Here is a 26,855-nt window from a genome sequence, read left to right as displayed (position 1 = left end):
TTCAGGCAAAGGTAAGACTTTTTTGATGCAAAAATTAGCGCTGAACATCAATTACAAAAGAATTAATGTCTCCTCTATATTTAGCAATTGAGTATTCAATTGGCTGTTCATCAGCCGTAAGACCCTGAGTATGAAAGTAAAATATCGGCTTATTGACTGCAATATTAAGCAAGTTGGCAGTAGTTTCATCTGCTTCCATTACTTCCAGCTTTCTGATTACCTGCGTTACTTTTAAATGATATTTTTCAAGAGTACTATATAAAGAATCCTGGGCAAAATTATAATTAATCAGCTCGGGTATCCTTTGTTTGGGCACATAGGTTGTAACCAGAACAATTGGCTGATCATTAGCATAGCGCAACCGTACTAGCTTAAAGACAGGTGCTTTTTCAGGCAACTTTAAATTTTTGCTTACTTCAGGTGTGGCTTTTTCTTCATCAAAATAAAGCAGATTGGTTTTAGGATAGATGCCTTTAGCACTCATTTCTTCGCTATAGCTTTCAATCAAATGGGTAAATTCCTGCTCGATTTTAACCTTTTTAACTAGTGTACCTCGTTTACGACGCCGCTCTAAATAACCTTGATTAACCAGCAATGAGATTGCCTGACGCATTGTTGGCCGACTTACCTGATATTTATCCGCTAATTCAGTTTCTGGAGGAATAATTGTATTTTGCGCATAAATGCCCGTTTGAATTTTATTCAAAAGATCGTTGGCAATTACTTGATATTTAGGGAGTTCTTTTTTTACCAATTAGTCCCACCACTTTCATCTTACTAAATTATACCATTATAAGAATACTATACCATGCAAAAAACCGGTGTAAAGAGCTAAATAGCCCTTATTTACACTGGTTTTTTTAACACTATTTTTTTATTCACACTTAAATTTCAATTGAGTTGATGCCATCTTTTTCAAACCGCTGTTTAAGAGTTTCAATGATTTTTACACCTGAGCTAGTGCCTATTCGTTCTGCTCCAGCTGCGATCATTGCTAAAAAATCATCGGTATTGCGAATTCCGCCTGCAGCTTTGACTTTAACACCCGAGCCAACATTTTCTTTCATCAATTTTACATCTTCTACTGTTGCACCAGCTGTCCCAAAACCAGTTGATGTCTTGACAAAATCAGGTTTTACTTCTTTTGCAATTAAAGCCAGCTGCTTAATTTCTGACTTAGACAAGTAGCATGTTTCAAAAATAACCTTACATGGAACATGGTGATCACGGCAAAGATCAACCATCTGAGTCATTTCATCTTCAATATAAGACCAATTATGAGCTTTCACTTGCGTTAAGTTAACAACATAATCAATTTCATTGGCACCGTTTTGTAATGCATCTTTAGTTTCTGCCAACTTGCAAGCTACCGTTGTTTGACCCAAAGGAAAACTAATTGCAGCTCCTGTATCAATATCAGTCCCCTTTAACTGCTGGGCGCAAAATTCTGATTGGACTTCATTAATTGCTACCATCTTGAAATGATATTTTTTAGCTTCATCGCATAACTTTCTCATGTTGTCTTCAGTAGCATCCGCATGTAAGTTAGTATGATCAATTAATCGTGCAAAGTCATCAATTGTGTATTTCATTGTTATTCTCCTTTTTGTAATTACATAAACTGATTTTAACCACAGAAAGCTTTAATGTCAACCGCTTACTTTTTTATTTAAAATGGTGTTTTACTTATATAAAGCGATTACATATAATTGTGTTGTAAATTAATATGTATTTACAAAAAGGAGTGGTTTTAGTGAAAATATTGTTAACTTCACACGGACATTTAGCACAAGGCATCGCTTCTGGTTTTGAATTTATTGCTGGCAAATCGGATCATATCATGACACTTGAATTAGATGAAAGAGGAATTGGTTCATACCGTAATCGTCTTCAAGAGCTGCTTGACGGTGAAACAGAATCAGTCTTAATTTTGGCAGATCTAAAAGGTGGAACTCCATACAATGAATCCTTTAAGTACTATTTAGCTCACACTGAAAAAACACGTGTAGTAAGTGTCTGAACTTACCCATGCTTTTAGAGCTTGTCCCCCAATTATCTGACAATACAACACTTGATGAAGCCGTACAGACAGTTTTACAGGCGGGAACAAACGGTATTGCTGTTGCTCAAGCCTTAGAGAAATGTTATTAACTTTTTGTCCAAGTTTTTGGACTCAGTACATAAGTGTGCTCTTTTATATAAATTCATCTTTATAAGTAAGTAATTACTTACTATAATAACTTTTATATGTGTGATTATCCACTTATGAAGAAAGCAAACCCTCCTATCAACCATAGAGAAATACATATCTAAGGTAAAAATTATGACAAATAACCTATATGGCACCCTTTTTAATCTTGAGCAATTCATGATAAAATTACTTAATGACGTTATTGAAAGAAGGGTTCGATGGGCAAGCGAAAATTCTTCTATCATCATTTAACAGATGATTTGGTGGTTAGCCTGAACCAAGATTATCATTTACCAAATAGTTATGCTATTTTTCCGAAATCATTAGGTGGGAAAATCTGGTCTAAGATTGTACGCCCTTTAGGACATCTAGTTAGTATAGTCTATATTAATTTGATCCTAAGAGTACGAATAGTTGGCAAGGAAAAGTTGCAAGCAATAAACGATCAAGGGTATTTTATCTATGGTAATCATACCCAAACTTTTGGCGATGTGGTTTTACCACTTAGCATTATTCCTGCAAAAAACTATTATGCTATTGCAGCACAATCAAATTGGGGCATCCCTGTTTTAGGAAAACTGGTTTTACCATATTTTGGACTTCCTGTTGGTCAAAACATAGAACAATCTGCAAAATTGATTAAAGCAATCACTGCGGTTATTAAAGCAAAAAAGGTAGTTGTCATTTATCCTGAATCACATGTTTGGCCTTATTACACTAAAATCAGGCCTTTTCCAGTGAACAGCATGCATTTCCCTGTTGCACTTGACTCTGCCAGCTTTACTATGACTACAACATATTCTAAGCCCAGGTGGGGTAAGAAACCGCAAATAACGGTCTACATAGATGGGCCCTTCTTTCCAGATAATCATCTTACTAAAAAGCAGGCGCAAGAAAAGCTGCATAAGCAAGTTTATCAGACAATGCAAAAACGAGCCTTAACAAGTAATTTCGAATATTGCATTTATCAAAAAATAAATTAAGGAGTTCTCAATGAATATTCTTTTTTGTGGCGATCATAACGCCGAAGATGGTATTCTTATCGCTACGCTTTCATTAATAAAAAATAGTGGCGCAAAAGAACTCCATATCTACATTCTAACAATGTACACTCAGAGTTATCATAAGAAATTTAAGCCCTTCAGCAAACATGCAGCGGACTATTTAAAAGAACTTTTGGTAAAACAAAATCCTCAAAGTACGTTAAAATTAATGGACTGCACGGGACTATTCGTCAGAGAGCCTCTAATAGCTAACATGAGTACTCATTTTACTCCTTATGCTATGCTCAGGCTCTTCGCTGACGAAATACCACAGTTGCCAAATAAAATACTATACCTTGACGCTGATGTAATAGTCAGGCGAAGTCTCGTTAGTTTTTACCAACAAGATATAACTAATTACGAATTCGCTGGAGTCCTTGATTACTGGGGACGGTTCTTTTTTCACAACCTGCACGAGCATAAAGTTTTTGATTATATTAATTCCGGCGTATTGCTGCTCAATCTCCCAGAAATTAGAAAAACTAAATTATTCGCTAGAATCAGGCACCTTCTGCAAACCCGAACCGTATTAATGCCTGATCAAACTGCAATTAACCGTTATGCCAGAAATAAGAAAATTGCCCCGCGTCGTTATAATGAACAGTATAAATTGCAGTCAGACACAGTAATTCAGCATTTTACTACCAGTTTCCGTTTCTGGCCCGTGTTTCATACCTTGACAGTTAAGCCATGGGATGTTAAGCGGGTACATAAAGTACTAAAATTGCACGAATATGATGACATTCTGAATTACTATCTCAGTGTGAAAAGCAATTTAGTACAAAAATAATGTTTGGAGAAAATAAATATATGACAATTCCAGTTTTTTATGCAATTAGTGATGATTTTACAAAATACGCAGCAGTTTCACTGAACTCTTTAGTAAAGAATGCTGCTGAGGATAAAGATTATACTATCTATTTTTTAAGTCAGGACTTATCACCGCAGCACAAACAAGATTTATTAGAAATAGGCTCTTCTAATGTTCATGTTAAATTCTTTAAGATTAACGATGAAATAGTTGCACCAATTCAAAATCGTACTGAAAACTATTTACGAGCTGATTTCTTTACAATGTCCATTTTTTACCGCTTATTTATTCCTGATCTGTTTCCCCAATATGATAAGGCAATTTATATCGACAGTGACACAATCGTAAATGATGATATTGGTAAATTGTATGATACAGAACTTGGCAATAATCTCTTTGCAGCTTGTACTGATTCTTCCATTCAATTTGTAACAAAAATGGTTGCCTATATTAAAGAAGTATTAGTTCTTGATCCTAAAAAATACATTAATTCCGGCATGCTGGTTTTAAACTGTAAAGCATTTCGCGATGAGAATTTTATTGATCATTTCATGCGTTTACTCAGTAAATATCATTTTGACTGTATTGCCCCAGATCAAGATTATTTAAACGAAATTGGCGATAAAAGAATTTTACATTTAGATCCCAAATGGGATGCAATGCCAAATGATAATACTGAACCTTTAACTAATCCCAGCTTGATTCATTACAACCTTTTCTTTAAACCATGGCATTTTAAAAACGTTCAATATGAAGAATATTTCTGGAAGAGCGCAAAAGAAACCAAATTTTATAATGATCTGTTGACTGAACTAAATACATACACTGATGAGCAACGTGATGAAGACCGGCATAAATTAGATCATATGCTAGCTAAAGAAGATAAAACTATTAATGACCCATACAACTGGGCTAATGTGAAAAAGCAAGGACCTGTCAGTTTATGATTATAGGTGACAGTCGTGAACAAGTTATTCAAAATATTAAAGAAGCAGTTAATAGTGGCAAGTGGGATGCCAAAGTTGAAGTCGGTGATCCTGTTCTTTCTATAAAGGAAAGTAAAGAATTAGTCAATGCTTTTTGGCGAGAGCAAAAAACTTTTAAGGGAAAAATTAATAATCGGATTGGACATTTAATTTTCAACACTTTAATGCATATTTTTACATACTCCACTACATTTACCGGTCTGGAAAATTTAGCTAATTTGCCACAAGGTGGAGCAATTATCACTGCTAATCATTTTAACCAAATTGACTCTTTACCCATTAAGCATTTAGCAAATAAAACACACCATTCCTTAACTATTGCCATTGAGGACACCAACTTAAAATTACCCGGAATATTGTGCTACCTAATGAACTATGTTGGCACTATTCCTTTAATAGAAACCCCTAGCTATGTCGGTAATGAATTTCCACGTCACCTGCATGATGCGTTAGAGAAAAATAGCTGGGTTTTAATTTATCCTGAACAGGAAATGTGGTGGAATTACCGCAAGCCCCGCGAATTAAAACGAGGCGCCTATTACTTTGCTGCCAAGCAAAATGTGCCGGTTATTTCAACTTTTATTGAAATTCAAATAACTGACAAATTAGAAAAAGACCACCCTGATTTTTACCAAACTAAATATGTAGTTCACGTTTTGCCACCTATTTTCCCTGATGTTAAACTGAATGCCAATGAAAATTCTAAGCAGATGATGAAACACGATTACCAGCAAAAAGTAGCAGCCTATGAAAAGGCTTACCAGCGTGAATTAGATTCGGCTTTTACCCCCTGGGATATTGCTGGCTGGCGTTTTAATTATCAAAAAAAATCAAAGTAAAAGTTAGACTTGTTGATTCTTTGAGCTATAATATAGGTGACAATAAGTAAGTGTATTTGGAAAGGGGATATTTTCCAATGGAGAAGTTTACAAAAGAATCTTTAGCAAAATATGATGGTAAAAATGGCAACCCAGCTTATGTCGCTATTAAAGGAGTTGTTTATGATGTCACTGACAATCCACACTGGACTGATGGCGAACACCATGGCAATTTAGCTGGTCGTGACCTGACTGTTGCAATAGGACAATCACCTCATGGTGAAAGTGTCTTAGGCAACCTGAAAAAAGTCGGTACCTACGAAGATTAATTAGATAATATAAATAAAAAGAAAAGAATCAAGCAGCTAATAAACTGCTTGGTTCTTTTCTTTTACCTTTTTTGCCAATCTGATCTTAGTTTACTTTATTGCTCATTATTATACTGTAAATTGTTAGAAAAATAATGCACAATATTTGTCAAAGGAAGTGATGCTCATGTTACAAATTCGACCTGTTTCAGAATTAAGAAATTACAATAAAGTCCTTGACAAAGTTAAAAAAGATAATCTAGTTTTTCTTACCAAAAACGGCTATGGCAAATTTGCGCTCATAGATATTGAGGACTATGATGAATTTACTACTGCTCTTGAGCTGGTAACTAAGCTGAAAAAAGCTGAAAAGTCAAAGCATTATAATTTTGATGAAATTAAAGGAAAACTATTCAGCTAATGTTCTCATTAAAATTATCTAGCCCGTCTAAAGAATATTTTGAAAACCTAAAAACATACTTATTGGCTAAGTTTGGTGAAAAAGTAAAAAAAGAAGTTTTGGCTAGGGAAGAAAAAAACTGGATAATTTAAAGTCATTTCCATATCTGGGCATTAAAGCTGCTAAGTTTTTTGAATTATTTGATGGTTGTTATGTTCTAATTGATAAATATGAATATATTTTTTGCCGTGTAGATAAAAAAGAAAAAATAATTTATATCGAACTTATATTAAGTACCAAAGAAGACCTCATTAAAAAAATCCAAAATTACTTTCATTAATTAAGGCGCATCCTAAATGGACGCGCCTCTTTTGTAGTCTTAAACCACAATATTCCAATTTCTATTTAGTAAAAGCCAAAAAATCAATGATGAATTATTGAATTTTTATTATTTCTCAGCCAATTTCGCTGCAGCTGCAATATTTTGCTGTGCGGGCAAGGGGATCCTTCCTAAACCATCAAGGCCAATATTTAATAAATAATTGATTCCCAAGCTGTTTAAATATTTACGGTTGTGATAAATAGTTTCAGGGGACTTCCAATTTTGATCACGATAAGAAAAGCCCCAAGAATCATTAGTGGTACCGGCTGACTCATATAAACCATATGGTGAAGGTTTAAGGCCATTAAGTGAGTTAAAATTAATATCTTTTTGCTCCTTTTCTTTTTCACTTGGAATTTCATTATCGCCAAGGGAAACATAATCATATTTGCCATTACCAAGACGTGAATTTATTAGGCAATTTGGTTGCAATTTTTTTACTGTCTCATAAATTTTCTGACTTTGGCTTGCAGTTAATGTCATTGGTACATCAAACCAAGCAACAGCTATCTCCCCATAATTATTCATTATTTCCTTAATTTGGGGCAGAATTTTGTCTGTAAAGCATTGATTATAATTCTTATTTTTTTGAGGAAAGTCCCAGCTATTGTCCCAAGTAGTGCCAGAGGATTCAATATCATTTGAAAGGTAGCCTCCCCCATTTGGTTCATGCCAATCTAAGTCTTGGGAATAATAAAGACCCAGCTTTAAGTCGAATTTTTGGCAAGCTGCTGCAAGTTCACCGATTACATCCCGCTGAAATGGTGTTGCATCATACACATTATATGAATCTACTTGTGAATGGTACATTGCAAAGCCATCATGGTGTTTAGTTGTAACTACCAAATATTTCATACCACATTTTTTAGCAAATGCTACGATTTTTTCGGCATCAAAATATATTGGGTTAAAAGCGGTAGCAAGCTGGCGATACTTTGCAACAGGTATTTGCAATTTAGACTGAATCCATTCAGCGTAATTGCTTGCAGATTTTCCTTCATATTCACCAGCAAGAAGTGAATATAAACCCCAGTGAATCATCATGCCGTATTCAGCATTTTTAAACCATTCAATATTCTCGTTTGCAGTCATACATTCCTCCATTACTAAACTTACGCTGGAAATACATAGTGTTGTCATTAAAGTTTAACACGTATTTTTCGTATAAATTTGATTTAACCAAAAAAGAGTTAGCCTTAATACTTAAAGCTAACTCAAAATATCTATTATCTTAATAAAATTTACTGTAATGCTAAGTAATTTTCCGCATTACGCAGATCCTCAATTGACAACTGACCAGGTGCAGAAGTTTGACCAACAGCACCAAAGGACAGACTTGAACCGAAAACCTGGCCTGCTACTCTAGTGACTTTACCGATATCGCCCATGGCCATAGTAATCAGGGGATTAGCAATCTCTTTGTTCATTTCTGTCGTTGCTGTTAAAAGAGTTAAAACGTCAGCGGCACAATGAGGCATGCAAGCTAACTTTGGCACATCAGCACCAAGTTGCGCCATTTTTCGTAAGCGAAATTCAATTACATCTTTAGCTGGCACTTTTTCAAAGTCATGGTTACTCATAATTACAACAACATTGTAGTTATGAGCTAAAGTCACCAAAGACTTTATTCTTTTTTCATCATGAAAAAGTTCAATATCAACAGCATCACCCAGCCTGTTAGTAATTACATATTCTACTAAATTTAAATACTGGTCATCGTCGAGCTGACAAACTCCACCTTCATTTTTGGTACGAAAAGTAACTAAAACTGGTAATTCGCCGACTTCTTGCCGCAATTTCTTGGCTGTAGTATTTAGTGTATTAAAATCCTTAATCCCTGCAGCATAATAATCAATACGCCATTCCATTAAATCCGGTTTGGCAGCCTTAATCTTCTTAGCTGAATCCATAATCTCTTTTTCAGTTGAACCGACATTAGGCACAGCAATTTTAGGCAGACCTTCACCTAAAACAATATTTCTAATCTTGACAGTAGCCATTATTCAATACCTCAACTAATTATTATCATCTGAAAACATAATTTCACGGATATAATCAGTTGGCATATCTTTACCTGTCCATAACTTAAATGAGGCTGCACCCTGATCAATCATCATGCCAATGCCATCAAAAACATGCTTAACTCCAGCTTTTTGAGCCACTTTCATTAATTTGGTAGTTCTAGGAGCATAAACTGTGTCAAACACCACCATATCTTTATGGAACCAGGAAGGATCTGAAACTAGTGTCTTATCCTCAAGTGGCTTCATACCGACGCTGGTGGCATCACAATAAATATCGCTTTCTGCAATCGATTGTTTAAATGCTTCTTGATCAGTCAATTCAGTTAAAGAAACTTGGCAATCAGTTTTTTCTTGAATAGTTTTGACGTTCTTTTCAGCCTGAGCCCACTTATCATCTTTAATATTAAACAATCTGATTTCTTTAGCACCATCTAAAGCAGATTGAACAGCTATTGGTGTTGCGGCACCGCCGGCACCAGTTAAAGTCATCACTTTACCTTTAATGTCAATGCCTTCATCCTTAAGCGATTGGACAAAGCCAATGCCGTCGGTAGTGTAGCCAGTCAAAACACCATGATCGTTCACAATAGTATTAACCGCATCACACATTTCAGAAGCTGGCGATAATTTATCAAGGTACTGGATTACCTCTTTTTTATTGGGCATCGAAACGTTTGAGCCACGCATATCTAAAGTGCGGATAGCGTCAACTGCACCTTTTAATTTATCATTGCCAATTTCAAAACAGAGATAAGTATAATTCAAGCCCAACTTGGCAAAGGCATTGTTGTGCATTGTAGGTGACATTGAATGCCGAATAGGATATGCCATTAAGCCAATTAAGTAGGTATGACCATCTAGCCAGCCAGTAATCGGACCATTAACACCAGTAATTTTATTAGCCATCATTTTTCTCCTTTATTAAATTTAAAAATAAAATAATTAATCAACGTTAGTTTTTAGAAGCACCAGACACTGTATCAGTTGAATTGGACGCAGTTTTTGCCAGCTTTTGATAATTAGCATTATCAGCAGCCTCAGTTCCGGCCACAAAACCTGAAGCATAGGACCAAGAATTCATCATACTTGGCATTGAATCATGACCATTAGCACCGCCAACAATCTCACCGGCGGCATAGAAGTTGTCTAGTGCTTCGAAATCTTCGTCTAATAGCTGCATATGCCGGTTAGTTTCATAGCCACCAAGAGTAGTACAGAAGCGCAATTTCTGTTCAATCACAAAGTATGTATCGCCTTCATATTTATGCATGAACTGAGAAGGGCGACCAAACTCAGGATCATTACCTGAGGCAACATATTTATCGTAGTCAGTTAAAGTTTTCTTGAGGTTTTCATAGTCAATGCCAGCTTTTTGAGCCACTGTTTGCAAATCTCCGCTTACTAAAATCGGACTCTTCTCGCCATCAAGATCAAAGAAACCTTGAATTTCATCTTTGGTAAAACCATATTTGAGTAACAATTCATAGAATCTGTTCCATGTTCTTTCATCCATCACTACAAAGGCAATTTTATCCTTTTGTTCTGCAATAGCATCTCGAAAATGAGTATACGGAGCTGATTCATTTACAATTCGCTTACCACTAGTATTAACAAAAATAGCACCCATGTCTGTTGCTTCTTTTGTTGAATAGGTTGTTAATTTGGCAATGCCAGGTTCAACTTCTAAACCATGGGGGTAAACTTTATACCAATCAAGATTGCGTGTAGCCAGATTCATATTTTTAGCAAAATCGAAATAATCACCAGTAGAAGTCATCGGACCGTAATAAGGAATATTAGTCTTATGCTGCCGATAATCACGAGCGCCCCAGCCACCAGCTGCCATAACTAAGGACTTAAAGTTTACTGTAACTGTTTCATGTTTGCTTTCAGCAACTAAAGAGGAAAGCTGGCCCTGTTTGTTTTTATTAAGTTGTTCCACCCGAGTTTCAAGTAAAATTTTGCCACCTTTTTTGGTAAAGGCCTTTGCTACTTTAGAAACTACTTCATAAGAACTCTCTGAGGGCATTTCAATTTGCCGGTCAACAGAATGCTCAATAGTCTGTGTTTCAGCTTTTTGATAAGTAAGGTCTGCAAATTCAGTGATAAAATCAACTGCTTTACCAATATTTTGAGCAAGTATATTTGAAAGTAGTGGATAATTAGTCCCCCGACATTCACGGACAATATCTTGGACTAAAAGCTGTGGAGAATCTTTTTTAGCTTCCTCGCCAAATAAAGCAGCTGCTAGTTTTGAGCCAGTACCAACCACATTTGAACCATTAAGAATTGTAGCTCCACCAAGATAGCCATTCTTTTCAATTAAAAGAACATTTTTACCCATTGATAGTGCCCGAGAGGCTGCCATCAATCCTGCCATACCTGAACCAATTACAGCTACATCAACATCATAAGTTACATCTTGATGTGACTTATCACTAGACTTAGCAAAAATATTTACACCATTTTCTTTTAAAGCTTTTTTTCCAGAATCAAGCATGGCTTGTGTCATAATCGAAGCACCAGAAATAGCATCGACATCAAAACTTTGATTATTAATAATATTCTTTTTTAATTTACCTACCACCTGGTTAAAAATACCTGGGGTTTCTGCAGTTTTTGTTACATTAATATCTGCAATTTGATTATTTTCAACTTTGATGTCAAAGTCGATTTGACCATTTCTTCCTTCTGCCGTTGCTTTAATTATTTTTTCTGACATAACTCCACCTTCTGCTTTATATTAATTTTTAATGTTGAAATTTTTACCACGACTAATTAAGACAACACACAGAACTACAGAAATAATCGTTATCACTGTAGTTATCCAAAATACCATTAGTGTACTTGCAGCATTGGCCTTTAACACAAATGCAGCTACAAGTGGTGCTACGAAGTAAACTACTGCTGGTGCAAAACTGTAGTATGATGTAATCTTTCCGTGACTTTGGGGGAAATAAGAAGTTAAAACTGAAAGTCCAACTTGCCATACTCCTCCTGCAGTAAAGAAACCAACAGCTAATGCGCCTATTTCCCCAGCTAATAGGGATGGCTTTAAGACCATAAACAGCAGACCAAGAGCAGTAATAGCTGAATAAACCATAATTAAATTCAATCTCTTTACCTTAGTAACTAGAGCTGATGTAACAAATACAGATATTAAGGAAGCAATTGAATACCATGATACAAGCTGATTGGCATTAGCAGCAGATTCATTTAAAACATACTGTCCGTAATAAGGAGCATAGAGTGAAAAAATATAAAATGTGAAGCAAAGCGTAAAGCCCAACCCAATGATCATTAGACCATCAACGGCTAACTTAGGTTGGTTTTGACCACTTACACTGGTTTCTTTTTCTTCTTCTGTTTCAGTAGTCTCTTTTGCCTCAGCTTGGGGAGCAAAGGCAGTCTTCATTGTAAATACAACATCCAATAAAATAATAATAACTAAAATAAATGCTGTAATCTTTGGATTTTTAATTAGTTTCACACAAAAAGGAAACAGCATCTGCATCACTTGCATTGCAGCCTTAACAAATGAGTTCATTGTAGCTGTTTTATCTGGAAAAGCGTCTGCAAGTGCAGGGTAACCTGCTGTATCACCAAATGAATTAGTTGCCCCGAAAAACATAGCCGCTAGGCCAGCAACCCAGATATTGTTAGCAAAAACAGCGCCGAGAAGGAAAACTGCGTCACTGAGCAATGCAATTAACAAAGTTCTTTTCCGGCCTATCTTATCTGAAATAGCACCAGCAAATAAAATTGTAATAATTCTGCCTAAGCCCACCATTGCGATTACCAGTGAAACTTGAGTTTCATTGGCATTCCAAGAATGTGCCAAGATTTCTCTATATTGACTAATAAATAAGGTAGCTGCTCCTACAACTGCAAAATGGATATAAACGGAGGCAGCAACGCCAACATAACTTTTTTCTTTTTTCATAGCTTTACCTTTCAAAATTAAGATTTGCTAATAACTTCATAAATAAATATATCTTATTAAAATAGATATTAATAATTATTTATGATTGTTCAATTATAAAAAATACCTATAATTACAAGCATTGTTATATCAATGCTTTCTTGCTTTATAAAAAAGTTAGAGTCTTAATTTTAGTATTTATGGGTAATTAATCGTTATACATTGGTCTATTATCTATTAAATAATTTAATACCTAAATAGTTATAATTAATAGTTTTACTAATAAACGAATTAAACCAGGACCTCAACTCAAAGCAACTCTATTTAATGCCAAATCTCTTTTTGACTGACTCAATATATTCTTTTTCTTCTACATCAGTAACATGGTACTGCTCAATAGAACCTGAGATCGGTTCCAAGTTTGCATTAACTGCAACATAGGTAAATACCGCTTCACCGATTAATTCCGAACTTGAATTATCAAGAGAAATTCTATTCACTTCCGCATAAATAGTCATTGTCTTTGCTGTCGTTTTTAATAAAGTTACGCAAAAGCAAATATGATCACCGGCATAACTTTTTTTGTGAAAAATAAATTTATCTATTCGACCAGTTAACGTACGTGTATGACAATATGAGTTTGCAAACAAGCCCATTGCTGAGTCTGCATTATCCAAGAGCGTACCACCATGAGTAATTTCCATATGGTTAAGCATCCTTGGAGTTACAAAATAATCTGCCATTTGACGTTTAAAAAATTTATTCTTCATTTACTTTTTTACCTTCCAGCCAATTTTTTAAAAGATACTTTTTTATTTTGCCATTTGACGTTTTTGGTAATGAATCAACAACCCATAACTTTTCAGGCCATAATTTCTTATCAACGTGCTGCTTTTCTAATTCTGAAATCAACTCAGCTTTGGTTAATACTTTTTGACCATGATTTAGAACAATAAATGCACCAATTCTCTGCCCTAAACGGACGTCTGGGACTCCTAAAACGGCTACTTCCTCAATATTTTCGCAACCTTTGATCTTGTCTTCAACCATATGAGCGGAAATATTTTCACCACCACGAATAATTTTATCGCTATTGCGTCCATCTATTTCCAATAAGTTATCTTCATTATAATGGCCAACATCTCCAGTAACAAACCAATCACCGTCAAATGCTTTAGCTGTTTTTTCAGGATCATCCAGATAACATTTAAAAATGATTGGTCCAGAAACTTCAATTTGTCCTTGTTTGTTGCTATCTGTAATTATATTTTTGTTCTTCACAAGTCTGACTTTAATATTGGCCATTGGCTTGACTGCCGTGGTCATTGCACCTTTACTTAAATAATAATCTTGAGGAGTATAACTAAATGGAACTGCTTCTGTCAGACCATAACAGTTGTAAAGGGGAATATTTCTTTTTTTAGCCTGAACTAAAATACTTTCTTTAATTTTGTCACCACCACAAATGAGCATCCGCAGCTTGCCCAAATTTTGAACTTTAAATAGCAGATCATACATAATTGTAGGCAAACTATCAATATATGTAATTGGTTCTTCTTCAAGCATTTTTGCCACTTGCTCAATATTATAATGTTTAATTATTGCCAAGTGACTTCCTGCCATAATCGTTGAAATTAAGCCATGATGAAATCCAATTGCATGATACATCCCCGAAAGAATTAAAGTCATATCATTTTTAGTAATGCTAAAAGCATCATTATATGCACTTTCTGCACTAATAATATTTTTATTGGTTAAAACTACTCCTTTATAAAGCCCACTAGTACCCGAAGTATTAAGAACCAGTGCAGGAGCATCTGATCCGTCACCTCCAATGAATTCAGATGGTAAATGCTTTTCTCTAGTAAAAAATACCAGGTCCGCGATTTTTTTAGTCTGATAATTATCCAAATTAGTAATATTACTAATAGTATCACGACCACGCACAGATTTTTGCGAAATGATAGCATATGGCTTAAACCTGTTAATCATGCTATTAATCTCATCAATATCAAAATGCGGGTTTAGTGGATTAATAACCACTCCCATTTTGATACATGCAATAATCGTTACAATATTTGCCAGATCCAGTTCGAACTGAATTGCTATTAAATCACCTTTCTTAATGCCATTATTCCGAAGCAAGTCCATCTGCTTATTGGCTAAACAATCTATTTTTCTATAACTGTATTTACGACCATCTTCAGTGACAAAAGTACTTTGAGCACTTTGCTTTAAGCGCTCCCGCCATAAATCATTTAAGGTTTGCACCTTTTTGCTAGAAGTCATTTTTTTACCTTACAAAAGCTCATTTAATTGCTTTATTACTTGGTTAGCATCCCCAACAATGCCGTAATTTGCTAATTTAAAAATTGGTGCTGCTTCATCAGTATTGACAGCAATGACACATTTTGATTTAGTCATTCCCGCAGTGTGCTGGACGGCTCCCGAAATGCCAAAAGCATAGTAAACATCTGGTGCAACAGACAAATTCGATATTCCAATCATACGGTTCTTATCAATCCAGCCTTGATCTGTAACTGCTTTAGTTGCTCCCACGCTAGCATTTAATTTTTGGGCTAAAGTAGCTAAAGGTTTAAATTTATCTGGGGAACCCAGACCTTTACCACCAGCTACAATTACCTTTGCATATGCCAAATCATTGCCAGAGTTAGCTTCGGGTACATATGCTGCTCTATTGGTTTCTGCACATTCCCAGTCAATTATGTCAACTTCATTCTTACTGTGGCTCACGACACCATTGCAAGAAAGAGATATTACCGCCTTGTCATCAAGTGTTATTTTTCTTAAGGCTTGTGTTTTGCCGATATCCTGGTTAACTATTATATGATCTTGATCACAGCAAATATCTTTGGCATTATAAATAAATGGGACATTTATTACGGCAGCTAATTGACTGCCAAGACTATTACCTAAATTACTCTTATCAAATACTATTAAACTATTTGCCTTATCGACAAAAATTTTTCTAAGGGTATTAGTCACAGCTGGCAAGTTTGTCACACTAAAATTCTCATTTTGGTATATGGTAGTCTTGACTCCTGAAGAAGCATATTTATCCTTAATTTCAGTAGCATGATTACTGAAAACCAGTACTTCTTTCTTACCTTTAAAATTGCTGTCAAGACCTGCTAAGTTATTACTGTTATGACCTTCATCAATATTCTTATCTTCTAACTGAATATAATAAATTGGTACCATTTTTCTACCTCAACATCCCATTTTGCTTAAGTATTTCAACCAGTTTTTGCGTAGCTTTAGGATCTTGATCCAGATTGAAAATAGTTTTTTCATTTTTAACTGGTTTAGCTACAATTTCACTTGCAACGCCTTTATCACTAGTTTTAAAACTTACGTTATTAATACTTGAATTTATTGCTGTACTTAACGACGTGAAACTAGCAAGGCGTGGCACATTGATTGAATCTAACGTGGCAATTACAGCTGGCAAGACACATTGCCCAGTAATTTTGCCTTTTTCAAGTTTCATTTCATAATTGAGGGAAGTATCAATCATAGAAACATAGTCATAAAATGATATTCCTAATCCTGTAGCAATAGCAGCCGGAAAAGCTGAAGATGTTGTTTTTCCTGTTAAAATCAAGTCATAATTTTCATTATTTTCTTTTAAGTAATGGACAAATTCACTTGCAATTTGATTTTGCAGTAAAGGATCATTGACATTACCTGCTGAAATTTTAGTAGCTGTTGTTGCTCCCATAGCCAGTGCTTCATGCAAAATCCGTTCAGCTGCTTCACCTTGTTCAAAAGTAAAGACATCAATAGCACCTTTTTTTAACTCTGTTAATTGCAGGGCAAACTCGAGGGCATTTTTGTCTTCATCACTCAGAAATAAATTTTCTGGATGATAAGTTACTTTATTCTTATGAGAAGTATAAGTTTTAGGATTATCTGCTTCAGCCTTGGCAATTAATGCGATTTTCATTATGGTACCCTCCTAGTCCTGATAATTTTTGCTAACTTCACGTGCAATTGTCATTCTCTGAATTTCATTAGTTCCTTCCAGAATTTGAAATCCTTTGACATCACGCATTAGCTTTTCAACCGGATAAGCTCGGGTATAACCATAACCACCAAGAATCTGAACTGCATCAGAAGTTACTTTTTGTGCTACATCAGTGACATAAAGCTTGGTCATTGCTCCTTCTTGACGTACAGACAAATCTTTATCCATCATTTTCATTGTGTTGTTGACTAATAAGCGGGCTGTTTCAACTGCCGTTGCCATATTAGCAAGCATATTTTGCACAGATTCAAATTGAGAAATCGGTTGATTAAATTGTTCACGCTGATTGGCATATTTGGCAGCTTCATTAAGTGCCCGTTGCATAACACCAACGGTCAAAGTAGAAACATAAGCACGTGAGAGGTTAAGGCTGTTTAACGCAATATTAATCCCTCTTCCTTCTTGGCCAATCAGATTTTCGGCTGGCACGTGTACATTTTTAAATCCTAACGGTACTGTATTTGATAAACGCAGTCCCATTTTATCTTCATGCTTTCCTACCCAAATACCTGGCGTATTTTTATCAATCATGAAAGCAGATAAGCCATGATTACCATTATTAGAAGTTCTAAAAATTCCAATAAAAATATCTGCAATTCCACCATTAGTAGCAAAAGCTTTATTTCCGTTTAAAATATATTCATTGCCTTGCCGAACAGCTGTTGCTTTCACAGAGCCTGCGTCAGAACCAGCATCTGCTTCTGACATTGTAAAGGCAGCAAAACGACCAGGTCTGATGACATCGGCAAATCTTTGTGCTTGTTCTTCAGTACCAGCTAACATTACGCACCGCAGTGCAACAAATGAAGTAATTAAAGTCAGTGCATAACCTGCATCATATTCAGCCAGTTTTTCAAAAACGAGGGCAGAATCTTCATAAGAAAGGCCAGCACCACCATATTCCCTAGGGATCTCAAGCATATGAAGGCCAATTTTAATTGCAGGCTCAAACAAGCTGGAAGGACAATCACCTTTTAAATCGTATTTCTTAATAATTTCAGGGGTTAGATACCGATCACCAAATTCTTGTGCTAAATGAATATATTCTTTTTGTGCTTGTGTATAAAGTAATGTCATTTTAATACCTATTTAATTGGGTCTCCTATATGACGCAGGCCACTGGCAGCACCACTGGCAAACATCTCACTAATTTTTTCATCACTGTAGCCTAACTCATCTTTGAGTACTTCGCGTGTATCAGATCCCTGAGCACGAGAAGGAGTTAGCGTAGGCTTGCCTTGAGACGAAAAACGTACTGGATTAGTGGGAATAAATCTCTTATTTCCGGATGGAAATTCCATCAGTCTAATTTCATCATTATCCAAAGCCTCAGGATCTTGGTATATTTCCGTTGGTATCTGACAAGCTTCAAGCGGTAAGTCTTCCTTATTAAAAAGGTCTATCCAATACTGCAACGGTTTTTTCTTAAAAGCGTCTTCTAAAATGGCAATCACTTCATTGCTGGTACCGTTAGCATTCAAAGTGTCCATTTTGTTATATCTTTTATCGCCTTTGACATCATCACGACCAATGTCATGCATTACTTTGTCAAAATCACGGTCATATTCAGGAACGCATAGTACGAACCAGCGATCATCAGAAGTTTTATAGGTATCATTAAATGGATTAGTAACCTCTTTACGACTCTTAGGATATACATTGCCATATTGTGCAGAAACCATAGCGATATTTTGCATAAAAATCGCTGCGTGATTCAAGTTAACAACAACCTTATCACCCTTCCCGGTTCTTTGAGCTCTCAGTAAGGCTGCACAAATACCTGCGGCCAAGGTCATTGATACTTGGAAATCACCATAGCCATTTACTGGATTATATGGATTCCCTCCTTTATCTACCGTTGTTCCCTGAACTCCGCCACGTGCTTGATAAGCAGTTGCATCATAGCCGGCAGAATCTTTTTTAGGACCAAATTCACCATATCCGCGATCTTGTGCAAACACTAATTTAGGAAATTCTTTATGCAGCTCTTCCCAAGTGATTCCCATATGAGCTAAGCTCTTTGTTCTCACTGAGGTTAAAAATACATCTGCGGTTTTTAATAGGTCTTTAAAAGCTTGCATCCCTTCAGGAGTTTTCATGTTTAAAGTAATGAATCTTTTATTCATATTAGAAACATCAAAGCCCAAATTCTCATCATCTTCATACTTCATGCCAAAAACTGCACCTTGGGTTCTTCCAGCATCACCCTTAGGAGCTTCAACTTTAATTACATCAGCTCCCCATTCTCCAAGGACTCGTCCTACGGTTGGGGCTGCCAAAAATTGTGTGAGATCAATAACTCTTATTCCTGATAATATTTCGTTAGCCATCTTTTTCTCCAAAACTATATACAACAAAGAGGATTGAACCTTGCAAAGTAAATTTTAGATTCAGCCCTCCTTGATTTATTTACTCAAGTTAATTTAATTGATTGCCTTAAAGACTTGTTATTGGTGTATTGCCACCGTCTTTAATTAATAAACGACCTGCAGTTAGTCTTTGAACGGAACGAGGTCCTTCTTCTAACCACATAGCACGACAATCACGGTAAAGTCTTTCAGCAGGTCCATAAGGATTGTCCTGGAAGTAACCAATACCACCAAAGATTTCAAGCATGTAATCAGAAACTAATTTGACAGTATTGATGCTTTCCAGTTTGGCTAGAGAAGCTTTTTTGGTAATATCCTTTCCTTCGTCATAATCTTTTGCCAAGTCCCACAACATTAATCTAAGGGCATGAATGCGCGCACCCATGTCAGCAATTTCAAAAATGATTGATTGCCGTTTGCATAGTGGCTTACCAAAAGTTACACGATCTTTAGAATAAGCAATGGACATTTCTAACATCCGTTGAGCCATTCCTAAGTTGGAGTCAGCAATATGCGCACGAGAAAGTGAAAGTGAAGAAATAGCTACTTTCATACCCTCTCCTCTCTTGCCAAGCATGTACTTATCAGGTACTCTCATATTAGTGAATTTTAAATCGGCATGTCCGGCACCACGACAACCCATCATTAAAGGCATCTCATTAGATTCAAATCCAGGTGTATTTGTTGGTACAAAGAAAGCTGATAATCTTTCATCCCCTTCTTTATCTGGGTCAGTAACTACAATTAAGTAAGTAAAATCTGCAACATCTGCATGAGAAATCAAAGTTTTTTCGCCGTTGATTACCCAGTCATCGCCATCCTTAACAGCTAAAGTATGAAGGTCTGCTCCAGTACCACCGCTCTTTTCGGTTAAAGCAAAGTTGGCATAGATTGATTTGTCTTGAAACTTGTTCATATACTTGTCTTTAAGTTCTTGACTACCAAAATTATCCAATATCCGCCAGTTCATATCTGAAGCATGGTGCAGGTGCATTCGAATTCCACCCTGGGTTCTTGAAAATTCTTCTTGAACTTGCAGGATTTGCTTTTCACTGAGACCCCAGCCGCCGTATTCTTTAGGCAATGCAAAACGATATAAATCATGTTTAATTGCAATTGGGAAAAAGTCTTGCGGAAACTTGCGATTTTCCTCTATATATGGGGTCATCCTGTCAAACTCGTTTTGTGCCAGGTGACGAATTTCTTTTAAGTAGTTTTCAAAGTCTTCTTCAGGCATTGATTCACCCGGTTTAGTTTTGTGCATAATCGGAGTTTCTTCATATGGTGGTAATACATGCAACTTCTTTTGTTCTGTCATAATACAATCTCCTTTTAAACTTTAATAATGCTTTTGAAAGCGTTTTTCTATCAACAGTTGTATTATGTTTTAAAAAGTTTAGATTGTAAAATTGATAACAAAGTCAGAACTATTAATTTTATAAATACCCTTATGGCTATATATATTAAAAAAAGCGGAATTATAAGATTATTAACTGCAATAATTAAAAAGACTCACCAAATTTGGAGAGTAAAATCACAATAAAATCAACACTAATAAACTAATATTAATTTTATCAATATTATTATAAATAATTTTTGTAAGCGTTTTATAAAAAATAGGTATAGCATTTATTTATATAGGTATTGAATATTAAAATAATTTTTGAGGTAATATCATGAATTTAAATCAACTTTACTATTTTCGTGAATTGGCAGATCAAAAACAATACACTAAAGCAGCAGACAGCTTATTTATCAGTCAGCCTACCCTCTCAGTATCAATTAAACAGCTTGAAAAAGAACTCCACTGCCAACTGTTTAAACACAATGGTCATTACGTGCAATTAACTGAATATGGACGTATTTTTTACGATACTGTAACCAAATCTTTAGACTCTTTAGATCGCGGTAAAAAGAAAATTGAACAGCGTATCAGTCAGGACCATGGCAATATACACATTGCTGGTATACCTACTGCAATTGGAACCATCTTGCCTAACTTAACAAAGCAATATCAACAAGAAAGTAATATTTCACCTCATTTTATATACCACGATAACCCTTCATATCAGATTTGTGAAGGTATCAAAAATGGCTGGTATGATATTGGAATTTCTTCATTCGTACCGGAATTTAGTTATTTTACTTACATTCCCCTTTATACTGAAGAAATCATTGCCATTGTTTCAAAGGAAAATGACCTGGCAAAAATAAATGAAATCTCTCCTGAAGAACTACAGGGTGAGTCAATTATTACCTATTCTAAAAAAATTCAAATTGGAAAAGACATCACTAATGCTTTACTGGCCAATGCCTCTGATCTGAATATTACAAATAGACTTCATGACGAGCTGGCAATTGCAGGACAAGTTTTGACCAACGATATCGTTGGTGTAGTAGCAAAAACTATTTATTTGAGTGGTTTCGACATCCACATCATCAAACTGGATTTGCCCAAAAATACTCGTCAGGTTTATTTAGTGTATGATTCAAGTCAAAACTTTTCACCGGAAATAGTTGATTTTATTGACTTTCTTAAAAGTCATAAACCAGATATTCAGAAAATCGTCGATAATATTCCTGTCAAATAAGATTTTAAAAAGGTATAAAACTAATGAATAAAATTTGTCAATTATTGGGAACAAATTACCCTATTGTTCACGAGCCTATTCACACCTTAACAGATGGCAAACTAGTTGCTGCTATTTCAGAATCTGGTGCACTGGGCATTTTAGGTATTAATGCAGGCTATAAGGTTAGAAGTGACGCGACATCAAGCGCTTCTATTTCTAATTCAAATAAAATAGGTACTATTAGCAACAATTCTTTGCTTGATGCCATGACAGAAAGAAACTTGATGAATGAGCAAATTGATCAAACTCTATCTAATACCTTTAGGTCTTTTGGAGTGGAAATTGCTAGCACCTCATCTAGCCCGGAAGATGATCATAGAGCAACCGAATTAGTAGAATTAATGCGAAAAAGAAGGTTGACTATTGCACTGTTTGAAGGTTTTGGAAGAGTTGCATCTAAAGCATGGGTAAATCTACTACATAATAGTGGCATTAAAATTATGCAAGTTATTAATAATATTAATAATATTCGTGCTGCTCAAAGTAATGGTATTGACATTTTAATCTGCAAAAGTAACATCGAGCTGGCAAATTTTGTTCATCAAGCAGGAAAAACACCGGTTTTAGCTGGGTATGATACTACTGACTCGCATGTTTTGAAAGACGCATTGACAAAAGGTGCACAAGGGGTTTTTCTTAAGACAGTTTTTGCACTTGCTAAAGAAGCTCCAACTTCACCAATAATCAAAGACAAGATTATAAATGCACAAAAACATGAACTAATAAGTTTTAAAATGAACTCGCGAACTATCTATTCTTTACCTGGAAAATTGCCCCAGAAACTGGCAAAATTAACACAGGATAACGAAGACGAAAAGCAAATTTTTACTGCTGCAGACGGTTATCAGGGATTAATAAACGGTATGGCAAAAGGTGATCTTGAAATGGGGTATACTGATATTGCAGCAGACAGTTATAACATCAAAACTATTAAAACTGCTCACGAAACTATTGCAGAATTAACTAATAACAATTAAATTTATACATATGACTAATTCAATTACAAAAAATGCTCTACGCTCACTCTTATATGAAGTTGTTACCGCGCCAAAACCTGGTTTAGTAGACCCCATCAGCCAAGGTCCTCATCCCGACATGAATATTTATACTTTTATTGACAGCAGTTTAAACTTGGAAGCATATTTTGCTGCTGCTGTTGAAATTGGGCAAAACTTTCAGTCGACTGATTTAACGCAAATGTTTCAGCAATTAAGACAAAGAGGCATTACTGCTGAAAAAGAAATGTTTGCTGCAACGCACGGCGCTAATACGCATAAAGGGGCAATTTTTGCTCTAGGCATTTTTGTCTGCGCTGAAAGCTACAGTATGACAAACAATACTGAACTATTTCTGACTATCAGCAAGATGTGTAAAGGGCTTGTACAGCATGATTTGATTCAAAATAATGAGTTACAAACAGCAGGTGAAAAAGAATTTGAGCAATATCATGTTGGTGGGGCTCGTGCTCAAGCGGAACAAGGCTATCCCATTGTACGTGAAGTAGCTTTACCTTTTTTAAAAAACAATAAGGGAACGCTCCAAACGAGACTTCTTGATACTTTAATGAAAATAGCAACAGTTACGGTTGACAGTAATTTGATTAAGCGAGCTGGAAATTATAATGTAACTAACTGGCTACATCAAATGGCCACAAAATACCTAGATTTAGGTGGTTATGCTTCTCCAGCTGGGAAAAAATGTCTGCAAAAATTAAATGATGACTGTTTGGCCCACAATTATAGTTTAGGTGGCTGTGCAGATTTATTAATTGTTACCATTTTTGTAGCTCTAGAACGTGGATACATATAAAAAAGAAGGCTTGTGCCTTCTTTTTTTAAAATCAAAATAATATTTATTTCTTTGATGCACCTGTCACTGCATCATTATCTGCAATTTCACTGCAAGCAGTGTCAGCAGCAATACGACCAAAAGTAAAGATATCAGCTAGTGAATTACCACCAAGACGATTACCAGCATGTAATCCGCCAGCGACTTCACCCGCTGCATAAAGACCAGTAATTACTTGTCCATCTTTGTTTATTACTTGCGCTTTTGGATTGATCTTTAAGCCGCCCATTGTATGGTGAATAGCGGGTTTACGAGGTGTAGCATAAAACGGTGCAACTTCACATTTAAGGTTAAACGCACTCTTACCAAATTCTGGATCACTACCTGCATCAACATATGAATTATATTTTTTAATAGTATCAACCAAAGTGTCTGGATTCATACCGGCTTTTTCAGCTAATTCCTCCAAAGTGTCTGCCTTTAACAAAGTACCCGCTTTTACCTGAGCAGCAAGCGATTCTTCGGTTGTGTTATAAGCTGTAGCTTTTATTTTTTCATCAGCTATTAAGTAGAACAAAGTACCATTGGCAATAGCGGCCTTAGCTAAAGTATCGCGTTCAGCAAATTCATTAACAAAGCGTTCACCTTTTTGATTGACCATAATAAAGTTCTCGGGTGGGGTTTGAATACCAGTAAATAATTCACCTGTCTTAGGATCTGAAACAGGCATTAATTGAATAAATCCCATACCCACTAAATCAGCACCAGCCTCTTGACCTAAGGCAATACCGTCACCAGTAATTGCAGGCGAATTAGTAGTAGCAATATCATCATCAATATGCTTCCAATAAGTGTTATACTTTTGCACCATTTTAGTGTTTGCACCAAAACCACCAGAAGTTAAAATTACTTTTTGTGCATGAATAGTAACTTTACTGCCATCACTAGTTTGGGCTACAACACCGGTAACTTTACCATTTTCAATAATTAAGTGTTGTGCCCGAGTTTCTGTTAAAACTGTAGCACCATGGTCTTTTACCCAATCACCCAAAACGTGAATAAAGGCATAGCCCATAGGTTCAACTGGCTTGTGACCACGACGCCACAAGGCTCCAACCGGCATGGTAACATCAGAGCGGTCAAACTTTAGGCCTAAGTCAGTCAACCACTTAACTGAATCAAGTACGTTATTGACAAGCTCAGTAACCAGGGCATAATTACCATGAATTTCATTACCATTCAAGTCAGTTCTTTTACCACCTATATAAGTCTGTATTTCATGCAATAATACTGAATCAAACAGATATTTTTTACCAGAATCTACATAAGCCTTAATTTGCTTTTGCAGTTCTTTAAAGTCATCACGATATTCTGGATCAATTTCATCAATTGGAGTTGCAGCTAGTTTTTCCAAACTTTCTTTTTCACCCGGTAAAGCTTTAAATTGATTTTGCCACTCAGGTTCAGCAGCGTTTAAAGGTCCACCCGCTCTGGTAGTATTACCACCAATTTGAGGGAATTTTTCTAGTACAATTACTTTTTTACCATTTTGAATTGTTCTAGCAGCTGCAGTGAGACCAGCACCACCGGCACCAATAACTACAACGTCAGTTTGGTATTCTCTGTCAGAAGCATTAGAAGTCTTTGGCTTTGGTCTGTTAAGCCATTCTTGTGCGTCTCCACCAGCTTTTGTAATCGCCTGAGCCACACCATCTATCACGCCATGACTGGAAATTGTAGCTCCACTAACAGCGTCAACATTTAAAGTTTGATTAGCAATAATTTGCTTGGGCAGACGTTTAAAGACCTCATCTGCTACTCCAGCAGTTTCGCCACTGGAATCAATATCTATTTCCTTGATTTTGTCTTCAGAAAGTTTCACCTTCATAGGCATAAAACTAGAACCATGACCCTTAGCTTTTACTTCATAAGTTCCTGATTTCATCATTAATATACTTCCTTTCTTTCAATACTCATTAGTTAAATTTTACTAACTTTTCTGATTAAAATGAAATAGTTTTCTAGCAAGCGGGCTATAATAAAATTGTTATCGGAGGCAAAATATGAACAATTCTGAAACTGTCTTACATTTTATTGATGTGCTATTAAAAGAAAGTAATTTTACCAGAGCGGCTAGTGAATTATATATATCACAGCCATATTTGACTCAACTAATTAAACGAATTGAACATAAATTGGGATCTGAAATAATTAATCGTGAGACTATCCCATTTACATTAACGGAAGCTGGGGTAATTTATTACAATTATCTGGAAACAAAAATTAGTAACAGGCAAAAGTTAGCTGAGCAGCTAATTCCCTATGCATCACCAAATAAAGAATTAATCCGAATCGGAGTTTTAGAAAGCCTGGGGACATTTTTATTGCCAGAGCTTTTACCTCACTTTATGTTTACACATCCAAATATTAAAATTCAGCTATCAGAAAACTTTCCTAGAGTAAGTGAAACTCATCTTTTACATGAGCAAATTGATTGTTATCTGGGTCAAACACCTGAGTCTCTTAATCAAGGATTGGATTTTTATGTTAACGGTGGAGAAAACTATTTTGTAATCATTTCACCAAGATCAAAATACTTTAAAAAAGGTCGATTTATACTCGAGCCAAATGAATATGATATTAAAGACATTTTACAAGAGCCGTTCGTTGTTAGTTCAAGCAATTCTGCAATCCGTCATCAAGTTAATGGTGCATTTCAGAAATTTCATATCAAACCTAATATTATATTGGAAAGCAGCAGTATTATTACTGCAACTAATTTAGCAATAAAAGGAGTAGGACTAACTATTTCAGCTGCCAGCATTATTAAGCGAATGGCTCAAACACCTATTAACTTACTTCCAGTTGATCATAATTTGATTCAAATTAAATATTTTATTGCAGTTAAACATGGGCAAAAACTGAAACCCGGACTCAAGAATTTGATTTCAGAATTTAAGAAACTAAAGATTGAACCAAATATAAGTTAATTATTAAATTTAAGCACAAAAAAAGAGAACCCGCAGGTTCTCTTTCCTCTCTGCTCGCTCCGGCTGTCAGACTCGAACTGACGACATCTTGATTAACAGTCAAGCGCTCTACCAACTGAGCTAAGCCGGATTGCTAAAAAGC

The 26,855-nt window shown here is 35.6% G+C and carries 26 protein-coding genes and 1 tRNA gene; 11 read left to right on the top strand and 16 right to left on the bottom strand.

Going from position 1 to position 26,855, the window contains the following annotated elements:
- Nucleotides 1–34: 34 nt before the first annotated feature.
- Nucleotides 35–754 (bottom strand): GntR family transcriptional regulator, encoded by a 720-nt coding sequence (locus tag H3T43_RS06765; protein ID WP_034980938.1) that lies wholly within the window; start codon nucleotides 752–754, stop codon nucleotides 35–37.
- A 130-nt stretch (nucleotides 755–884) separates the two neighbouring features.
- The gene (gene deoC, locus H3T43_RS06760; RefSeq protein WP_198213468.1) at nucleotides 885–1,592 is read right to left on the bottom strand and encodes a deoxyribose-phosphate aldolase; all 708 of its coding nucleotides are present in this window, start codon (nucleotides 1,590–1,592) and stop codon (nucleotides 885–887) included.
- A gap of 161 nt (nucleotides 1,593–1,753) precedes the next feature.
- Here deoC and H3T43_RS06755 point away from each other — a divergent pair, with 161 nt between their 5' ends.
- The 7 genes from H3T43_RS06755 (at nucleotide 1,754) to H3T43_RS06725 (ending at nucleotide 6,578) form a co-directional block, all read left to right on the top strand.
- Nucleotides 1,754–2,020, top strand: a complete 267-nt coding sequence (locus H3T43_RS06755) for a hypothetical protein (RefSeq protein WP_198213466.1) — start codon at nucleotides 1,754–1,756, stop codon at nucleotides 2,018–2,020.
- Nucleotides 2,021–2,409: 389 nt separating this feature from the next.
- A complete protein-coding gene (locus H3T43_RS06750) occupies nucleotides 2,410–3,174 on the top strand; it encodes a 1-acyl-sn-glycerol-3-phosphate acyltransferase (protein ID WP_198213464.1) in 765 nt (254 codons plus the stop codon).
- A gap of 10 nt (nucleotides 3,175–3,184) precedes the next feature.
- Nucleotides 3,185–4,024 (top strand): glycosyltransferase, encoded by an 840-nt coding sequence (locus H3T43_RS06745; protein WP_198213462.1) that lies wholly within the window; start codon nucleotides 3,185–3,187, stop codon nucleotides 4,022–4,024.
- 20 nt (nucleotides 4,025–4,044) lie between these two features.
- Nucleotides 4,045–4,992 (top strand): glycosyltransferase family 8 protein, encoded by a 948-nt coding sequence (locus tag H3T43_RS06740; protein WP_198213460.1) that lies wholly within the window; start codon nucleotides 4,045–4,047, stop codon nucleotides 4,990–4,992.
- Nucleotides 4,989–5,870 carry a lysophospholipid acyltransferase family protein gene (locus tag H3T43_RS06735; protein WP_198213458.1) on the top strand — a complete coding sequence of 294 codons (882 nt, stop codon included), beginning with the start codon at nucleotides 4,989–4,991 and terminating at the stop codon, nucleotides 5,868–5,870. The genes H3T43_RS06740 and H3T43_RS06735 overlap by 4 nt, the downstream gene beginning before the upstream one ends.
- Before the next feature lie 77 nt (nucleotides 5,871–5,947).
- Complete coding sequence (locus H3T43_RS06730; protein WP_198213456.1) at nucleotides 5,948–6,178, top strand: cytochrome b5 domain-containing protein; 231 nt, start codon at nucleotides 5,948–5,950, stop codon at nucleotides 6,176–6,178.
- A gap of 166 nt (nucleotides 6,179–6,344) precedes the next feature.
- The gene (locus H3T43_RS06725) at nucleotides 6,345–6,578 is read left to right on the top strand and encodes a type II toxin-antitoxin system prevent-host-death family antitoxin (RefSeq protein ID WP_198213454.1); all 234 of its coding nucleotides are present in this window, start codon (nucleotides 6,345–6,347) and stop codon (nucleotides 6,576–6,578) included.
- Nucleotides 6,579–7,005: 427 nt separating this feature from the next.
- Here H3T43_RS06725 and H3T43_RS06720 read toward each other — a convergent pair whose 3' ends face one another.
- The 12 genes from H3T43_RS06720 to H3T43_RS06665 form a co-directional block, all read right to left on the bottom strand.
- On the bottom strand, nucleotides 7,006–8,031 hold the full coding sequence (locus tag H3T43_RS06720; protein WP_198213452.1) for an alpha-L-fucosidase: 1,026 nt from the start codon (nucleotides 8,029–8,031) through the stop codon (nucleotides 7,006–7,008).
- Nucleotides 8,032–8,180: 149 nt separating this feature from the next.
- A complete protein-coding gene (aroD, locus tag H3T43_RS06715) occupies nucleotides 8,181–8,939 on the bottom strand; it encodes a type I 3-dehydroquinate dehydratase (RefSeq protein ID WP_198213450.1) in 759 nt (252 codons plus the stop codon).
- Nucleotides 8,940–8,954: 15 nt separating this feature from the next.
- Complete coding sequence (locus H3T43_RS06710) at nucleotides 8,955–9,869, bottom strand: shikimate dehydrogenase (protein ID WP_198213448.1); 915 nt, start codon at nucleotides 9,867–9,869, stop codon at nucleotides 8,955–8,957.
- A 46-nt stretch (nucleotides 9,870–9,915) separates the two neighbouring features.
- The gene (locus H3T43_RS06705) at nucleotides 9,916–11,685 is read right to left on the bottom strand and encodes an FAD-dependent oxidoreductase (RefSeq protein WP_198213446.1); all 1,770 of its coding nucleotides are present in this window, start codon (nucleotides 11,683–11,685) and stop codon (nucleotides 9,916–9,918) included.
- Between the two features lie 21 nt (nucleotides 11,686–11,706).
- Nucleotides 11,707–12,906, bottom strand: a complete 1,200-nt coding sequence (locus H3T43_RS06700; protein ID WP_198213444.1) for an MFS transporter — start codon at nucleotides 12,904–12,906, stop codon at nucleotides 11,707–11,709.
- Nucleotides 12,907–13,205: 299 nt separating this feature from the next.
- Nucleotides 13,206–13,655 carry an acyl-CoA thioesterase gene (locus tag H3T43_RS06695; protein ID WP_198213442.1) on the bottom strand — a complete coding sequence of 150 codons (450 nt, stop codon included), beginning with the start codon at nucleotides 13,653–13,655 and terminating at the stop codon, nucleotides 13,206–13,208.
- Nucleotides 13,645–15,174: an AMP-binding protein gene (locus tag H3T43_RS06690; RefSeq protein ID WP_198213440.1), complete on the bottom strand. Its 1,530-nt coding sequence runs from the start codon at nucleotides 15,172–15,174 to the stop codon at nucleotides 13,645–13,647. Before H3T43_RS06690 ends, H3T43_RS06695 begins: the two co-directional genes overlap by 11 nt.
- A 9-nt stretch (nucleotides 15,175–15,183) precedes the next feature.
- Nucleotides 15,184–16,107 (bottom strand): electron transfer flavoprotein subunit alpha/FixB family protein, encoded by a 924-nt coding sequence (locus H3T43_RS06685; protein ID WP_198213438.1) that lies wholly within the window; start codon nucleotides 16,105–16,107, stop codon nucleotides 15,184–15,186.
- A 4-nt stretch (nucleotides 16,108–16,111) separates the two neighbouring features.
- Nucleotides 16,112–16,852 (bottom strand): hypothetical protein, encoded by a 741-nt coding sequence (locus H3T43_RS06680; RefSeq protein WP_198213436.1) that lies wholly within the window; start codon nucleotides 16,850–16,852, stop codon nucleotides 16,112–16,114.
- Between the two features lie 12 nt (nucleotides 16,853–16,864).
- Nucleotides 16,865–18,010 carry an acyl-CoA dehydrogenase family protein gene (locus H3T43_RS06675; protein ID WP_198213434.1) on the bottom strand — a complete coding sequence of 382 codons (1,146 nt, stop codon included), beginning with the start codon at nucleotides 18,008–18,010 and terminating at the stop codon, nucleotides 16,865–16,867.
- Between the two features lie 8 nt (nucleotides 18,011–18,018).
- A complete protein-coding gene (locus H3T43_RS06670) occupies nucleotides 18,019–19,263 on the bottom strand; it encodes a CaiB/BaiF CoA-transferase family protein (protein WP_198213432.1) in 1,245 nt (414 codons plus the stop codon).
- A 106-nt stretch (nucleotides 19,264–19,369) separates the two neighbouring features.
- Nucleotides 19,370–20,620, bottom strand: a complete 1,251-nt coding sequence (locus H3T43_RS06665) for an acyl-CoA dehydrogenase family protein (protein ID WP_198213430.1) — start codon at nucleotides 20,618–20,620, stop codon at nucleotides 19,370–19,372.
- Between the two features lie 358 nt (nucleotides 20,621–20,978).
- Between H3T43_RS06665 and H3T43_RS06660 the strand changes: the two genes are divergently transcribed.
- From H3T43_RS06660 to H3T43_RS06650, 3 genes are read left to right on the top strand one after another with little or no spacing between them, the layout of a single operon-like run.
- On the top strand, nucleotides 20,979–21,893 hold the full coding sequence (locus H3T43_RS06660) for a LysR family transcriptional regulator (protein ID WP_034981642.1): 915 nt from the start codon (nucleotides 20,979–20,981) through the stop codon (nucleotides 21,891–21,893).
- Nucleotides 21,894–21,916: 23 nt separating this feature from the next.
- Nucleotides 21,917–22,912, top strand: coding sequence for a nitronate monooxygenase (locus tag H3T43_RS06655; RefSeq protein ID WP_198213427.1), 996 nt, complete (start codon nucleotides 21,917–21,919; stop codon nucleotides 22,910–22,912).
- 10 nt (nucleotides 22,913–22,922) lie between these two features.
- Entirely contained in the window at nucleotides 22,923–23,744 is an 822-nt protein-coding gene (locus H3T43_RS06650) for a triphosphoribosyl-dephospho-CoA synthase (protein WP_198213425.1), read from the top strand.
- 43 nt (nucleotides 23,745–23,787) lie between these two features.
- On the opposite strand, the gene H3T43_RS06645 is transcribed toward H3T43_RS06650, so the two are convergent.
- Nucleotides 23,788–25,668: a flavocytochrome c gene (locus H3T43_RS06645; RefSeq protein WP_198213681.1), complete on the bottom strand. Its 1,881-nt coding sequence runs from the start codon at nucleotides 25,666–25,668 to the stop codon at nucleotides 23,788–23,790.
- Between the two features lie 118 nt (nucleotides 25,669–25,786).
- Here H3T43_RS06645 and H3T43_RS06640 point away from each other — a divergent pair, with 118 nt between their 5' ends.
- Nucleotides 25,787–26,713 (top strand): LysR family transcriptional regulator, encoded by a 927-nt coding sequence (locus tag H3T43_RS06640; RefSeq protein ID WP_198213423.1) that lies wholly within the window; start codon nucleotides 25,787–25,789, stop codon nucleotides 26,711–26,713.
- Between the two features lie 57 nt (nucleotides 26,714–26,770).
- On the opposite strand, the gene H3T43_RS06635 is transcribed toward H3T43_RS06640, so the two are convergent.
- Nucleotides 26,771–26,843, bottom strand: a tRNA-Asn gene (locus H3T43_RS06635).
- Nucleotides 26,844–26,855 lie beyond the last annotated feature (12 nt).

This window comes from Lactobacillus sp. M0396, from assembly GCF_016101625.1.
GTDB lineage: Bacteria > Bacillota > Bacilli > Lactobacillales > Lactobacillaceae > Lactobacillus > Lactobacillus huangpiensis.
Note: the sequence above shows the minus strand (reverse complement) of the source record. Positions and strands in the feature narration are given on the sequence as shown.

Excerpts from the sequence above, each read along its gene's own strand:
- H3T43_RS06660 (WP_034981642.1), top strand. The coding sequence starts at position 20,979 with ATGAATTTAAATCAACTTTACTATTTTCGTGAATTGGCAGATCAAAAA.
- H3T43_RS06735 (WP_198213458.1), top strand. The coding sequence starts at position 4,989 with ATGATTATAGGTGACAGTCGTGAACAAGTTATTCAAAATATTAAAGAA.
- aroD (WP_198213450.1), bottom strand. The coding sequence starts at position 8,939 with ATGGCTACTGTCAAGATTAGAAATATTGTTTTAGGTGAAGGTCTGCCT.
- H3T43_RS06725 (WP_198213454.1), top strand. The coding sequence starts at position 6,345 with ATGTTACAAATTCGACCTGTTTCAGAATTAAGAAATTACAATAAAGTC.
- H3T43_RS06650 (WP_198213425.1), top strand. The coding sequence starts at position 22,923 with ATGACTAATTCAATTACAAAAAATGCTCTACGCTCACTCTTATATGAA.
- H3T43_RS06685 (WP_198213438.1), bottom strand. The coding sequence starts at position 16,107 with ATGGTACCAATTTATTATATTCAGTTAGAAGATAAGAATATTGATGAA.
- H3T43_RS06640 (WP_198213423.1), top strand. The coding sequence starts at position 25,787 with ATGAACAATTCTGAAACTGTCTTACATTTTATTGATGTGCTATTAAAA.
- H3T43_RS06750 (WP_198213464.1), top strand. The coding sequence starts at position 2,410 with ATGGGCAAGCGAAAATTCTTCTATCATCATTTAACAGATGATTTGGTG.
- H3T43_RS06655 (WP_198213427.1), top strand. The coding sequence starts at position 21,917 with ATGAATAAAATTTGTCAATTATTGGGAACAAATTACCCTATTGTTCAC.
- deoC (WP_198213468.1), bottom strand. The coding sequence starts at position 1,592 with ATGAAATACACAATTGATGACTTTGCACGATTAATTGATCATACTAAC.
- H3T43_RS06720 (WP_198213452.1), bottom strand. The coding sequence starts at position 8,031 with ATGACTGCAAACGAGAATATTGAATGGTTTAAAAATGCTGAATACGGC.
- H3T43_RS06710 (WP_198213448.1), bottom strand. The coding sequence starts at position 9,869 with ATGGCTAATAAAATTACTGGTGTTAATGGTCCGATTACTGGCTGGCTA.
- H3T43_RS06690 (WP_198213440.1), bottom strand. The coding sequence starts at position 15,174 with ATGACTTCTAGCAAAAAGGTGCAAACCTTAAATGATTTATGGCGGGAG.
- H3T43_RS06695 (WP_198213442.1), bottom strand. The coding sequence starts at position 13,655 with ATGAAGAATAAATTTTTTAAACGTCAAATGGCAGATTATTTTGTAACT.
- H3T43_RS06645 (WP_198213681.1), bottom strand. The coding sequence starts at position 25,668 with ATGAAATCAGGAACTTATGAAGTAAAAGCTAAGGGTCATGGTTCTAGT.
- H3T43_RS06700 (WP_198213444.1), bottom strand. The coding sequence starts at position 12,906 with ATGAAAAAAGAAAAAAGTTATGTTGGCGTTGCTGCCTCCGTTTATATC.
- H3T43_RS06745 (WP_198213462.1), top strand. The coding sequence starts at position 3,185 with ATGAATATTCTTTTTTGTGGCGATCATAACGCCGAAGATGGTATTCTT.
- H3T43_RS06680 (WP_198213436.1), bottom strand. The coding sequence starts at position 16,852 with ATGAAAATCGCATTAATTGCCAAGGCTGAAGCAGATAATCCTAAAACT.
- H3T43_RS06740 (WP_198213460.1), top strand. The coding sequence starts at position 4,045 with ATGACAATTCCAGTTTTTTATGCAATTAGTGATGATTTTACAAAATAC.
- H3T43_RS06705 (WP_198213446.1), bottom strand. The coding sequence starts at position 11,685 with ATGTCAGAAAAAATAATTAAAGCAACGGCAGAAGGAAGAAATGGTCAA.
- H3T43_RS06670 (WP_198213432.1), bottom strand. The coding sequence starts at position 19,263 with ATGGCTAACGAAATATTATCAGGAATAAGAGTTATTGATCTCACACAA.
- H3T43_RS06665 (WP_198213430.1), bottom strand. The coding sequence starts at position 20,620 with ATGACAGAACAAAAGAAGTTGCATGTATTACCACCATATGAAGAAACT.
- H3T43_RS06730 (WP_198213456.1), top strand. The coding sequence starts at position 5,948 with ATGGAGAAGTTTACAAAAGAATCTTTAGCAAAATATGATGGTAAAAAT.
- H3T43_RS06675 (WP_198213434.1), bottom strand. The coding sequence starts at position 18,010 with ATGACATTACTTTATACACAAGCACAAAAAGAATATATTCATTTAGCA.